The sequence below is a fragment of the Bradyrhizobium sp. ORS 285 genome, from assembly GCF_900176205.1.
Lineage (GTDB): Bacteria > Pseudomonadota > Alphaproteobacteria > Rhizobiales > Xanthobacteraceae > Bradyrhizobium.
In genome coordinates this window covers 1,083,533-1,096,521 of record NZ_LT859959.1, presented here as the reverse complement: position 1 = coordinate 1,096,521, position 12,989 = coordinate 1,083,533, and the positions used below count along the sequence as shown (strand labels likewise).

Annotated in this window: 11 protein-coding genes; 5 read left to right on the top strand and 6 right to left on the bottom strand. The window is 64.0% G+C overall.

Features of this window, described 5'->3' with window-relative positions; all coding sequences use genetic code 11:
- The first annotated feature begins 150 nt into the window (after nt 1-150).
- The 4 genes from gspD to BRAD285_RS04775 all read left to right on the top strand — a co-directional run bounded on the left by gspD (nt 151) and on the right by BRAD285_RS04775 (nt 6,450).
- Nucleotides 151-2,460, top strand: a complete 2,310-nt coding sequence (gene gspD, locus BRAD285_RS04790; RefSeq protein WP_006614962.1) for a type II secretion system secretin GspD — start codon at nt 151-153, stop codon at nt 2,458-2,460.
- The gene (locus BRAD285_RS04785) at nt 2,432-2,977 is read left to right on the top strand and encodes a tetratricopeptide repeat protein (protein ID WP_006614961.1); all 546 of its coding nucleotides are present in this window, start codon (nt 2,432-2,434) and stop codon (nt 2,975-2,977) included. The genes gspD and BRAD285_RS04785 overlap by 29 nt, the downstream gene beginning before the upstream one ends.
- A gap of 260 nt (nt 2,978-3,237) precedes the next feature.
- On the top strand, nt 3,238-5,112 hold the full coding sequence (locus BRAD285_RS04780) for an alkaline phosphatase family protein (RefSeq protein WP_006614960.1): 1,875 nt from the start codon (nt 3,238-3,240) through the stop codon (nt 5,110-5,112).
- A 222-nt stretch (nt 5,113-5,334) separates the two neighbouring features.
- Nucleotides 5,335-6,450 carry a hypothetical protein gene (locus BRAD285_RS04775; RefSeq protein ID WP_006614959.1) on the top strand — a complete coding sequence of 372 codons (1,116 nt, stop codon included), beginning with the start codon at nt 5,335-5,337 and terminating at the stop codon, nt 6,448-6,450.
- A 106-nt stretch (nt 6,451-6,556) separates the two neighbouring features.
- On the opposite strand, the gene BRAD285_RS04770 is transcribed toward BRAD285_RS04775, so the two are convergent.
- The 4 genes from BRAD285_RS04770 to BRAD285_RS04755 all read right to left on the bottom strand — a co-directional run bounded on the left by BRAD285_RS04770 (nt 6,557) and on the right by BRAD285_RS04755 (nt 10,790).
- Nucleotides 6,557-7,087, bottom strand: a complete 531-nt coding sequence (locus BRAD285_RS04770; protein ID WP_006614958.1) for a hypothetical protein — start codon at nt 7,085-7,087, stop codon at nt 6,557-6,559.
- Nucleotides 7,077-7,955, bottom strand: a complete 879-nt coding sequence (locus BRAD285_RS04765) for an FAD:protein FMN transferase (RefSeq protein ID WP_006614957.1) — start codon at nt 7,953-7,955, stop codon at nt 7,077-7,079. The genes BRAD285_RS04770 and BRAD285_RS04765 overlap by 11 nt, the downstream gene beginning before the upstream one ends.
- Nucleotides 7,936-8,394 (bottom strand): FMN-binding protein, encoded by a 459-nt coding sequence (locus tag BRAD285_RS04760; RefSeq protein WP_006614956.1) that lies wholly within the window; start codon nt 8,392-8,394, stop codon nt 7,936-7,938. The genes BRAD285_RS04765 and BRAD285_RS04760 overlap by 20 nt, the downstream gene beginning before the upstream one ends.
- Before the next feature lie 401 nt (nt 8,395-8,795).
- Nucleotides 8,796-10,790, bottom strand: coding sequence for a multicopper oxidase domain-containing protein (locus tag BRAD285_RS04755; RefSeq protein WP_006614955.1), 1,995 nt, complete (start codon nt 10,788-10,790; stop codon nt 8,796-8,798).
- Between the two features lie 593 nt (nt 10,791-11,383).
- Between BRAD285_RS04755 and BRAD285_RS04750 the strand changes: the two genes are divergently transcribed.
- Complete coding sequence (locus tag BRAD285_RS04750) at nt 11,384-11,686, top strand: hypothetical protein (RefSeq protein ID WP_006614954.1); 303 nt, start codon at nt 11,384-11,386, stop codon at nt 11,684-11,686.
- Between the two features lie 79 nt (nt 11,687-11,765).
- Here BRAD285_RS04750 and BRAD285_RS36060 read toward each other — a convergent pair whose 3' ends face one another.
- On the bottom strand, nt 11,766-12,161 hold the full coding sequence (locus BRAD285_RS36060) for a hypothetical protein (protein WP_244422380.1): 396 nt from the start codon (nt 12,159-12,161) through the stop codon (nt 11,766-11,768).
- A 275-nt stretch (nt 12,162-12,436) separates the two neighbouring features.
- Nucleotides 12,437-12,988, bottom strand: a complete 552-nt coding sequence (gene gspM, locus BRAD285_RS04740) for a type II secretion system protein GspM (RefSeq protein WP_244422378.1) — start codon at nt 12,986-12,988, stop codon at nt 12,437-12,439.
- Nucleotide 12,989 lies beyond the last annotated feature (1 nt).

Sequence of the window (12,989 nt, the reverse complement as noted above, 5' to 3'; positions counted from 1 at the left end):
TGCCGACATTTCCGACACACAGTTCATTCAAAGGTGCGCAGCTTCGGGCGGATATACATAAGTGTCACATTGGACCGCTATGCAGGCGCCAAGGTCCAGAGGGGACGCGCTCCCAACTCGACCGGTCAACACGAGTAGATCGGCAAGTTCATGTTTCGTATCGGCAATCGAAGCCAGTCCGCTGCGGTTGTCCGTCAGGTCTCGTTGCTCGCGATCGCAGTGCTGCTCGCGTCGTGCAACATGGCCACTCTCAACTCCCAGGCCAGCGCGCCGGCGGATGTCGACGTGATCGACAAGGTGCGCTCGATCGATATCCTGCCGCGTGACAATACGCCGGTCGCCTCGATCCAGGGACGTCCCGAGGTCGAGCGAGCGACCGCGCGGACCTATCAGGGGACGATGGTCCAGGAGGTTGCCGAGGCCAGGCCGCTCCCGGCCGCGGATGGCAAAGGCTACGATCTCAACTTCGAGAACACGCCGATTGCGTCGGTCGCGAAGGTCGTCATCGGCGACATCCTCGGAGCCGGCTATTCCATTGATCCGCGGGTGCAGGGCAGCGTCAGCCTGGTGTCGGCGCGCCCGGTGCCGAAATCGGACATTCTCTTCGTGCTCGAGAGCGCGCTTCGCCTGTCGGGCGTCGTGCTGCTGCGCGAAGGCGGAGGCTACAAGCTGACGCCGCTCGGCGACGCCATCGGCGGCGGTCGGGTCGATGCCGAGGCTGCCCGCGCGGAGCCCGGCTACGGCGTCTCGGTGGTGCCGCTGCAATATGTCGGCGCGCAGACGATCCTGAAGCTGATGGACAGCTTTGCGACGCGCGCCGGCAGCGTGCGCGCCGATCCGACACGCAACCTGCTCCTCATCCAGGGCACCGGTGCCGAGCGCCGCTCCGCGATCGAAACCGCGTTGAGCTTCGATGTCGACTGGATGCGCGGCCAGTCGGTCGGCATCTTCCCGGTCAGCAACTCCGCGCCCGAGCCTGTCATCGCCGAGCTCGAAAAGATCATGGACAGCGGCGAGAACGGCATGAGCCAGAACCTCGTCAAGCTGCAGGTGGTCAACCGGCTCAACGCCATCATGGTGGTGACGCGCAAGCCGGCGCTGCTGCAGGTCGCGGCGACCTGGATCCGACGGCTCGATCAGTCGGACTCCGGCCGCACCAGCGTTCACGTCTACCGGATCCGCTATGGCGATGCCCGCCAATTGGCGAAGGTCCTGACCGACATGTTCGGCGGTGCCGGCTCGTCGTCCTCGACCGATAGCACCGACGGCCAGACCGCGCCGGGCTCGGACGGCACGACGACGTCGGTGGCCGACCGGCTGTCGTTCAACACCAATGCGGCGGGATCATCGGGCTCCGGCGCCAATCCGTCAGGCCGGGCGCAAGGCGCTGCGGGTCTGTCCGGCATGCAAGGCTCCAGCACATCCTCATCGAGCAGCTCCTCCACCTCGACGGGGCTCGAACCTCGCGCCGCCGGTGGCGGCGGTGGCCAGTCCCTGATGCCGAATGTACGCATCACGCCGGATACCGTGAACAACTCGCTGCTCATCTACGCCGATCGCGAGAACTACCGCATCATCTCCAGCACGCTGCAGCAGCTCGACCAGCCGGTGCTGCAGGTCGGCATCGACGCAACGATCGCCGAGGTCACGCTGACCAACGAGCTGTCCTACGGCGTGCAGTCGTATCTCTCGAGCAAGTTCCTCGGCCTTGGTGCCGACAAGGGATCGATCAGCAGCACCCAGGCCACGTCGGTCGCGACGGCGGCGACCTCGGCGGCAACCACGGCCCTGATCAACCGCGCGCTTCCCGGCTTCAACTTCCTGATCGGAAGCGAGGCGTCGCCCAACATGATCCTCGATGCGCTCCACACCGTGACGAGCGTGAAGGTGCTGTCGAACCCCTCTCTGGTCGTGATCAACAACCAGACCGCCACGCTTCAGGTCGGCGACGTCGTTCCGGTGTCGACCGGCAGCGCCACCGTGCTGTCGTCGAGCAACACGGTCGTCAACACCATCGACTATCGCAACACCGGCATCATTTTGCGCGTCGTGCCGCGCATCGCCGCCAACGGCAACGTGCGGCTCGAGGTCGAGCAGGAGATCAGCAACGTCGCCGCGCAATCGGCCGCGAGCCTCACGCCGACGGTGTCACAGCGCAAGGTGAAGAGCGCCATTTCCGTGGCCAATGGTCAAACCGTGCTGCTGGCCGGCCTGATCAGCGAGCAGCAGAACGGCAACCGCAACGGCATTCCCGGCTTCGACGAGATCCCGGTGCTCGGCGACGCGTTCTCGCATCAGGACAAGAAGGGCACGCGGACCGAGCTGATCATCTTCATCCGGCCGCAGATCATTCGCGACGGCAGCGATGCGCATCAGGTGGCCGAGGAACTCCGCTCCAAGCTCCGCGGATCGGTCGGGGCCAGCATCACGGATGACCTGCGTGTCCGCACCACCCGCTGATATCAAACGCGTCGTGCGCCCGTTGATGCGCCGCATGGCGATGACGATCGCCACGGCAAGCCTGCTGCTCGCCGCCGCATCGCCAAGCCATGCCGATTCGGTAGCGGCCGCACGCAGCGCCTATGCGCGCGGCGATTTCGTCCGCGCCGTTCGCGTGCTGATGCCTTTGGCGTTGCGTGGCGACGCCCGGGCCCAGGCGATGCTCGGCTTCATGTATGAAAACGGCTTCGGCACGCCGCAAGCCTATGTCGTCGCCAGCGATCTCTACTGCCAGGCCGCCGCCGCCGGCAATCCGTTCGGCCAAGCCATGCTCGGCCTGATGTACGACAAGGGCCACGGCGTTCCCCAGGACGTGGTGCTCGCCTACAAATGGCTGAACCTCGCCGCTGGCCATGCCTCGCCGGCGCAGCGCAGCTATTACCTGCGCCTGCGCAACGCCGTTGCCTCGAAGATGTCATCCGATCAGATCGCGCAGGGACAGGCGTTGGCGCTGAGCTGGATGCCGGGTCAGCTGTAAGCGGCATAGTCGCTGGGCAGATAGCGTCCGTAACACGCCATTCCAACGCACTGATCGCAGGTCGAGCGCGCCATGACACCTGCAAGACCGGATGCACGCGTGCGCACGGCTTGTCGCTGCTGATGAGACCGGCGGCTTAGGCGCATTTCACAAATCCGAAGCAAGACCGACACCGCATTGCAATTTGTTGCTGCGATGTTTTGTCGCAGGCGTTGCCTCGGCTCGAGCGCGCGCCAGCCCTCCTTCCGTTCGGAGACGTCATGACCAGAACAGTCAGCCGGTCCAAGGCGCTTGCCCTTGCGACCACCGCCGTCTTTACGGCGACTAGCATCGCCCCCGCCTTCGCCCAACCGGCAACCAGCACGCCGATCGAGCACGTCATCATCATCGTCGGCGAGAACCACACCTTCGACAATCTGTTCGGCACCTACAAGCCGAAGGCCGGCCAGAGCATCGACAACCTGCTCAGCAAGGGCATCGTCAACGAGGACGGCTCGCCGGGCCCGCATTTCAAGAAGGCCGAGCAGCGCATCGGGCGCGACGAGGTGCGCTACACGGCGGAGACCGCCTCCACCGGCGCCTACGCGACGCTGCCCCAGCCCTACACCACCTACGGCATCGGGCTGCCGCAGAACGTGCTCGACACCCGCTTCCCGGCGAATCTGCCGAACGGGCCGTATCAGATCTCCAAATACGTGACCTACGCCGCCTATACCGGCGACCCCGTGCATCGCTTCTTCCAGATGTGGCAGGACATCGACGGCGGCAAGCACGACAAGTTCGTGTGGGTCGAGCAGACCATCGGCACCGGCTCCAACGGCAAGCCCTATCCCGCCGGCGGGTTCAATCCGATGGAAGGCGCAATCTCGATGGGCTTCTACAACATGAATCCGTTCACCGACGCCTCGGGCAAGGCGCAGCCGGGCGATGCGCCGTTCTTCAAGCAGCTCGCCGACGACTACGCCATCAGCGACAACTATCACCAGGCGATCATGGGCGGCACGGGCGCCAACTTCCAGTCGCTCGTCACCGGCCATGCGGCGTTCTTCACCAATCCCGAGACGCTGAACGGCGCGCCCGCCGTGCCCTATGCCAACCAGATCGAGAATCCCGATCCCGTCCCCGGCACCAACAATTACTACAAGCAGGACGGCTATAGCGGCGGCTCTTACGTCAATTGCTCGGATCCGAGCGCGCCCGGCGTCGCCGCCATCAACGAGCAGCTGTTCAAGAACGGCGTCTTCCGCAACAATTGCGCGCCGAACCACTATTATCTCGTCAACAATTACAGCATGTTCTGGAATCAGAGCAGCGCGAAGCCGAATGCGCTCGGCTCCGACAAGTTCGTGCTGCCGCCGCAGAGCGCGCCCACCATTGCCGACGTGATGACGGCCAAGGGCGTGTCGTGGAAATATTACAGCGCTGACCGCGGCGACGACGCCACCACCTTCGCGACCAGCGTGGACGGCGTGCCGCTGCTGTTCCACTCCTATTGCGGCATCTGCGATCCGCTGACCGGCTTCATCAAGGTGATGTCGAACCCGACGGAAGAGGCCAAGCTGCAGAACTACGGCGCGTTCGTGAAGGACGTGCAGAACAATACGCTGCCCGCCGTATCGTTCGTCCGTCCGTTCGAGGCGCTGGCCGGCCATCCCGCTGACTCGACCACGGATCTGTATGAGAAGTTCCTCGAGGCGCTGATCAACCGCGTCAAGGCCAACCCGCAACTCTGGGCCAAGACCGCGATCTTCATCACCACCGACGAAGGCGGCGGCTACTACGACTCCGGCTATGTCCAGCCGGTGGACTTCCTCGGCGACGGCACCCGCATTCCCTTCATCCTGGTCTCGCCGCTGGCCAAGAAGGGGCATGTCGACCACACCTATTACGACCACGTCTCGCTGCTGAAGTTCATCGAGCGCAACTGGCGGCTGCCGGCGATCTCCGCGGTCAGCCGTGACCGGCTGCCGAATCCGATCCACGATCGCGACGAGAACCGCTACGTGCCCAAGAACCGTCCGGCGATCGGCGACCTGATGAACCTGTTCGTGTTCGCCGACGAGGACGGCGATCACGACCACGGCGGATGGCACCACCACGACCACGATGATGACGGATACGATCGCGATCGCTGACGACCAGGCGAGAGCACGTTCATCGGATGCGAGAGCCCGCCGCGCGACGCGGCGGGCTTTTCGCATCATCACCGAGCAGAACGGTATCGATCTCCACCATCGCAGATGCGTCAGCTGATTGTCAGCCGACCGTCACGTCCCCGTTATCGACGCTCCGCATCGTTGCATGACCGCTTGCGTTCAAGCGGACGATGTAACCGAGGTCTTGGGGGATCTTGTCGAATGTCATTCCGATCATCACTCAATTCTGCCTGTCGCGAGCTGCTCACATTGTCGGTGACGGTCTCGCTGCTCTCATTCGCCGCCGCGGCGCCAAGCTTCGCGCATGACCACGACCGCGACGATGACGACAGCTACACCATCGGCCTGTGGGGCGACCTGCCGTACTCCACGCTCCAGGCCACGGTCGGCGTCCCGAACCTGATCGCCGACATGAATGCGCACCGGCTGAAGTTCACCGTCCATGACGGCGACCTGAAGCAGGGCTCGAACTCGGCCTGCGATGCCGGCCTCTACGCTCAGGCGCTCGCCTACTTCAATAGCCTCGAGGCGCCGGCGATGTTCACGCCGGGCGACAATGACTGGGTCGACTGCGACCGCCCCTCGAACGGAGGCTACAATTCGCGTGAACGGCTCGACTATGAGCGCAAGGTGTTCTTCTCCACGCCGTTCTCGCTTGGACAGCACAAGCTGCGCCAGGAGGTGCAGACCGACGCTCTGTGTCTCGGCGCCAACGGAACCAAGGTCGGCTGCGTCGAGAACCGCCGCTGGACCGTCGGTCGTGTCACCTATGCAACGCTGAACGTCCAGGGCTCCTGCAACAATCTGTGCGACACCAATCCCGATCCCGACGAATACAACGCGCGCAACGCCGCTGTCATTCTCTGGATGCAGCAGACCTTCGCAGAGGCCAAGAAGCGCCGCTCGGCGGCGGTGATTTTCATCAGCCAGGGCAATCCGGGCTGGGACCTCGCCGATCCCACGCGGGCCCCGCAGCGCGATCCCAAGACGCTCGCCGAAACCGATGGGCAGCCTGACGGCTTCGCCAGCTTCCTGACGGCGCTGCGGACCGAGGTCGAGGCATTCCGCAAGCCGGTCGCCTACGTTCACGGCGACTCGCACTACTTCCGCATCGACCAGCCCTTCCTGAACAGCGCTGGCCAGCGGCTGGAGAACTTCGTCCGGGTCGAGACGTTCGGCGACAACCAGGCCAATGGCAACAACGACGTCCGCTGGCTGAAGGTGACGGTCGATCCGCGCAGCCGCGACGTGTTCTCCTACCAGCCGGTCACCGTGCCTGCGAACCGCACCGCCGTTCCGGCTCCGACCAGCAACTGATGATCTTATCGCAAATCGGATCGTCCAGCCTGCTGGACGATCCGACGCGACTGGCGCTGGTCGCGGGCTGTCGAGAGTGGCTCGGTTTGCCAGCAGCCGCGCGGCGTCACCCCACCTTGCTCATGACACTGACCAGTGCGGGATCAGCCGGCGTCTCCGAGGGCACCAAGGTGGCGGCAGCCGCGTGCTGCGTGCGCAAGGGCTGCGGCGCCGCAGTCACGCTCCAACGGCCAGCAACGATATGGGCCGAGATGACGACGGGAACGCCGAGACCGAAGGCGATATGGACGGTGCTGATCCAGGGCCGCAGTGCTTCCGACCCTACATAGTAAAGCCCGAACGCAGTCGCGATCAGCAGACCATAGAGCGCGAGGCTGAGAACGCCCGTCGCCCGGTTCTTGCGGGCGCGCCAGGCGCGCTGGACATGCATGGGACCGAGCGCACCGAGCAGCAGGAGCGTCACCATCGCGGCCCCGCCATGTGTGCTCAGCAGGAACGCGGCGGCCTGTTGCCAGACCTCGCTATCCATCTCCGAGCGGGTCTTCATCTGATCGGCATAGATCCATAATGCTCCGCTGACGAAGAGAAGCCCGAAAATCGCATAGAGGGCGAAGCGAAACGCACCTTTAAGCCGCATGCTGCAGATCTCCTTGCCAGTCCGGTGTCGTGAGGATGTCGCCGTCCGCCGCAACGAGCATGGCGCTTGCCTGACATTGTGCGAGCAGCCCGTCAGCTCGCTCGCCCGTGATCATGACGATCTTTGTCAGCGCATCGGCGACGATGCAGGTTGGCGCGCAGACGGTTGCGCCATGGATGTCACGGGCCGGCAGGCCCGTCGCCGGATCGACCACCGCGGTCTCAGTCGTATCCACTGAGCTGAATGGATCGAAGCGGCGCGCCGATGACGCCATGGCCGTGTTGCGCACGGCCCGCTGACACAGGATCCTGTCGGGCGCGCGCGGATCGCGGATATCGATGATTTGCACACGGGAACCGAAGGCGGCGAGATCGCCGCCTGCATTCACCAGGGCCGAGCGGACCCCACATCTCTGGAGCGCCTCCACGGCACAGTCCACCGCAAACCCCTTGGCGATGCCGCCGAGATCGATCTTGAGCCCGGCGTGGTTAAAGCGGACGTGGTGGTCCGCCAGCAACTCGACGGCGGAGCCGGCCTTCGGAGGCGAGCCATCGGAGGGTTGCGGCAGGCCGGCCACACCGATATCGAAAGCGCCGTCCGAAAGACGCGCCATCTCCACGGCCGTCTTCAGCACGGCGTAAGTCCAGGGATGCACCATCACCGGGCGTGTGAACGCGTCGCGGTTGAGACGCGAGACGTCACTGTCCGGATCAAAGAAGCTCATCAGCCGATGCACATCGGCGACGGCAGAGAACGCGGCCTCGATCACCTCATCGACGTCGTGCGCGGGCGCCTCGTCGAGACTGATCTCGACGAATGTTCCCAGCAGAGGCCTGGCGCGCCGCAGATTAGCGGAAGTGGCTGGCATGATAGGTCAGGACCTTCTTCACGCCCTCGGTCAGATGGGTCGATGACAGCGTCGCACCCGAGATGTTTCGAATATCGGAATTAATCCGAACCTCGTTCTGGCTGCTCTTTCCGACGAATTGCCCGAGCCAGCTGGCATCATGCACCTCGCCGCCATAGGATTCGCGGTAGTTCAGGATTTCGACCTTGCGCACGCGCCCGTCCGGTCCGATCGCTACCGTGTAGTCGATCAGAAGGTGCTTGCCGACGACATGGTCGTAATAGAAGTAGCCGCCATTGCTCGCCTTCCAGACCCGACCGGCTTGAACCTCGGTAAAGCTCGCGCCGGGAAACGCAGCCTTCTGCGCCTCCTCGACGCTCATATACTGCATGGCGTAGCCCGGCGAAGCGACCGACATGATGGCTGCCGCGGGCACCGTCCATTTCAACCAGCTGCTCATCGTGCCCCCCTCAAATCCGTTTTCATGTCACATCCTCCCTTGCAACCGGCGCCTGTCTCTTCGACAGCGAATGACCACTCTCGCTTCGAAAAGACGGCTGTCGGCGACCGTCTATTTCAGCTTGCCGCCACGCAGCACGCGGCCGCTTGCAAACCATTCCGATTGTCAGTGCCGGCTTAGTAAGTGGTCCGATTGCGGCGAATTGCCGCGTCGAAATTGGCGATTTGCCGGAGCGGCTGAGGAATAACGATGTTGCTGACCGTGCTTTCACCGCACAAGCGCCGCGGTGTACGGCACGCGTCCGTCCGAGCCAAATAGAGGCCTGCGTCCTATCGTCGTCAGTCTCGTCGGCGCCGCCAGTGCGGCGCCGACATCTTTAGCTGGGGTCCGCGCGACTGCGCCTACCAGGGCATCTGGTTCATCGCTTCCCATGGCGAGGCGCCATAGGGCGACGGGACCACCTTGATCTTCGCCATCATGCCCCCGTCCTCATGTTCGAGGATGTGGCAGTGGTAGACGAACTCGCCGACCTGCGAGAACGGGATATCCACCACCACGGGCTTGGAGGTGCATTGCCCGTTGCGCCACTGCTCGATGGTGCAGACGCCATTCTGAGCGTCCATCACCTCCGGCACGTTGGGAGTCGCCACCCCGAGCGGGACGTTGTCCTGCAGCATGCCGCCGCCGATGTTCTTGTTGAACGAGACCGCAAGCGGCGTGTTCTCCCCGGCCTTGCTGTTGATGGTCCTGAACCGCGTCTGGTGGATGTGGAAGTTGTGGTTCTCCGTCGAGAGCTGCACCAGCTCCCAGGTCTCGTGAACCGGGCGCTGTCCGGCGGCGAGCGGCAGGCAGACGATGTTCTGCGCAGGATCGAACTGACTCACCGGAAGCTGCGTTCCGGGCACGGGGTTGCCGTTCTGATCGACCTCCTCATAGCCGAGGCCGAACGTGCCGTCGTCGTTGAGATCAGCCAGACCGAAGAAGATCCGGCGCCGATGTCCAGGGGGCAGCGGGCGACAGCCGTCGCGCAGCGGCGCGGCATTCGCATACGGGACCTTCGCATCGAGGATGCCGGAGGGCTGCATCGTGGCCAATGCATCGCCTCTGATGTCCATCGCATAGGCAATGTGGTTGCGCCAGCCATGCTGATGGAAGCGAACCTTGGCGAGATCGACGGCCGGCCATTGGTCACCGCTGCCCATGGTCAATCCGGCCATCTTGAACGTCGCCGACCCGCCACGCCCAGAGCTCGCGATCGCTCCAGTTTGAGGATCACGATAGGTGACGAAGACCTCGGTGCGCGAGCTCGGCATCATCACCATCTGGGTGACGCAGACCGGCTTGGAGTGGAAGCGCGAGGTCGGCAACGGCGGACAAGCCACCACGCGGAAGCGGGCGCCCCCCAGATGGACCATCGTGTCCATCGTCGTGTCCTGCGGCAGGTTCACGCTGACGCCGTCGACCGAGATGAGCTGCATGATCATCGGCTTCTGGGTCTCGTCGTCGGTCAGCTGGAGATTGTAGGACAGGCTTCCTGAGGCATTGGTCAGCCGCCAGACCTCACCGTCCGGATCGGTCACCTTGATCTTCGGGAAGGTCCTGCCGTTGACCGTGAAGTACCATTTGCCGCCGCTGAAATTCGTGCCGCCATCGGCCGACGCATCGACCCCGGGGCACGATCCTTCACGCACTTCGGAGCTGTCCGCCGGGAACTGGGCGCAGAAGCCCGGATCCTGCTGATTGATCACTTCGCCCGGTTGGACGTTGACCGCGCCGCTGTCGAAGTTGACGGCGCCGCCGGGAGCGACCTGAAGATCCTTCAGGATCAGATGGCGCACGCTCGCTTCAGGAAACGGCGTATCCCTCGCGTCGCCATGTGCATAGTCCGAGACTTCGCCGACCGAGATGATCCCCGCCAAGCCTTGCGAGACCTGATTGAGCGAGATGCCATGGATGTGAGGGTGAAACCAGAACTGTCCGGACGGATGATTCCGCGGGATGTTGATGCGGAAATCCGCATAGTCCATCTTGTTCGAGCCGTGCTGATGCGTGGTCTGCGGCACCGGCATGCCGTTGGCGGAGTTGAAGATCTGGACGAACACGTAGTCGCCGAACGTCGGATCGTTCAGCGTCGGCGCACGCGGCTCCACGATCAGCCCGTGCGTATGCAGGTTCGTGGGATTGCGAAACAGATTGGCCTGACCGGGGTCGGTGTTGTGATTGACCTTAGCCGGGTCGAGCTGCGGCAGCTGGTTCACCAGCCTGATCTTCAGCGTGTCGCCCTTTTGCAGCGCGAGGCGTACGCCGCCATACTCCGCCACCGCGGCGCCGGCGGGACAGGTGTTACCCGATGCGGGCCTCCGGCAGATCTCATAGACCCAGCCGGTCGGGTTCATGGGCGAGCCGCCCGGCGGAGCATAGGTGATCGTCGAGATCGGCTTCGCCTTGGCGATCATCAGGAGGTCCAGGACTCCGTGCCAGCTCCTGAACACCGTCGGCTCGGCCAGGTCATGGGCTCGCGCAGCGCCGCCTGCCAAGGACAAGCCCGCCAGTAGCGCGGCCGCTGATATCAATGTTTTCTTCGTTGGCTTCCGCAGACACCCGACTAACATGCCTGATCCCCATTTGGCTTCGAGACTAAGATCGGTGCGAAGCGTTGCCGCTTCTTCGGCGCAGCCTTCCACGAGCGCTGACTCCAATCGTCAGCAATGCGCCCTCGCACCCTCCCCTTTTTGGCTATGGATCTCGGATGTCTCCTTTGTGACCGTTTCTTTCGCTTTGTGAGACTCTGGGCACGCTGTTCAAGAATCGATCTAATCAGACGAACAAACAACCGCTGTGTGCGCACGCCGCACACCGCGCGACACAAAAACGACAACCAGCCTGCTTAGTTCGTCAGCTACGACCTTCAGACCATCGCGGATGGCGTGTCGTCTCGGGGATCGTCGATCGACGCTCCGCCGATGATCCGCCTCAAGGAGACCTGGGAATGCTGCTTGCTGTTGTTCTCGCATGGACCTGCAATGTAACCGGCATGGCCTGCGGCGCACCGACCACCGAGATCATTCAGAAAGCCTATGAGCAGGAAGCACCGGCATCGGGTGTACGGCACGACAAGGGCCTCAAGATTGTCGAGGCAACCTGCGGCAAGGGAGACGAGAACGGGCGCTTCCTGTGTCAGGTGTCGTTCGTCTCCGAGGACGATCCGGACAAGCGCCTGTATTTCGATATCGTCTCAGCCGCGCTGACCGACAAAGGTTGGGTTCTGACCAGCGGACTGTGCAAGCGCTGAAGACGCAGGGACGTTCCTGACTTCTCCAGAAGGCCGGCCGCGCCCCTGCGGCCGTATCATCATCCCCCGTTGTCCGCGTTCAGAGTTGCCGGCGCCCTGAGCGTTGCCTCTGATGCATGCGGAGCAGCCTCGACTCGGGCGACAGGAAAGGCGGCCCTGCTTGCGCCAATGGAGGAGCGGTCGGCGTCACCGGAGCTTCCGCGATGTCCGGCGCGACGGGACTTATCAGTTGTCCGGGTTGCTGCGTGAAATACAGAACGACGACGTCTTCGCCCTTCTTTAGCGTGGCCGACCTCGCCTCGACGTGACGCAAAGTCCAGCCCTGGTAGTCCGCGCCGGTCCTGATGCGCAATGGCGTCTTGCTGCTTGGATCGACGAAGACCGCGAGGCCTTGATTGCCGTTGACGACGGTTCCGACGAGCGACAGCTGCGGCCGCTCCGGCCGGACCGGCTCCTGCACCTCCGGCGCGGCCACGATGGCCGGCGGAGGCGCTTCAGCCGGCGGCGGACGCCGCGAGGGCGAGAAGATCGGACGGTCGCGCGTGGCTGAGAGTCGATCAAGTGGAATCGCCCAGAGTGGATTGGCGGCCTGCCTCTGCGAGTTGGATGCGAGTGGCGCACCTTGCGCCGGCGCTGGTGGCTGCTGATCGGAGATCGCGGAAGCCGAATCGATCCTGGGCCCCTCAGCAAACGCCGGCGCTGCGGCGAGAACGCAGCAACAGCCACTGGCGATCATTTGGATCAGCGACCTCATCGCGGGCCCTGCCATTGTCCGGACACCGTCATCATGATGCGCAGCTTGCCACCCGTGGCGGCCGCGGACCCGCCACCCTCGGCGACGAGTTCATCGACGAACAGACACGGCATCCCAGCCTCGAGATCGTAGAGAATTGGCTGCAGGGCAGCCTGATCTGCCTCGAAATTTGCGCTGACGCTGATCTGCCGCGCCTTGGCGGGCGGGCTCCGCACATCCACCTGCGACGACGATACGATGCCGCCATGACGACTCACCACCTCATTCACCCGCTGCACCAGCGCCGCCCCGGCCACGGTGACGCTGGAGCCCTCCAGAAAGGCCGATCCGGTCACGGCTGCCGCATCGCTTCCGTGCTCGCGCGCAAAAGCCATGCTGTGGGCGTCGAGCAGACGCAGCGTATCGGTCAGCGCCCCCAGTTCGGCGCGCTGATCGAGCAGGGTCTTGATGGGCAGCGCGGTCGCCACGCCTAGCGCTATCAGCAGTCCGACATAGACCGCGGCGGCCATGCCGGGCGAGGCCGGGGTGCGCGCGAACGTCCTTGCCATA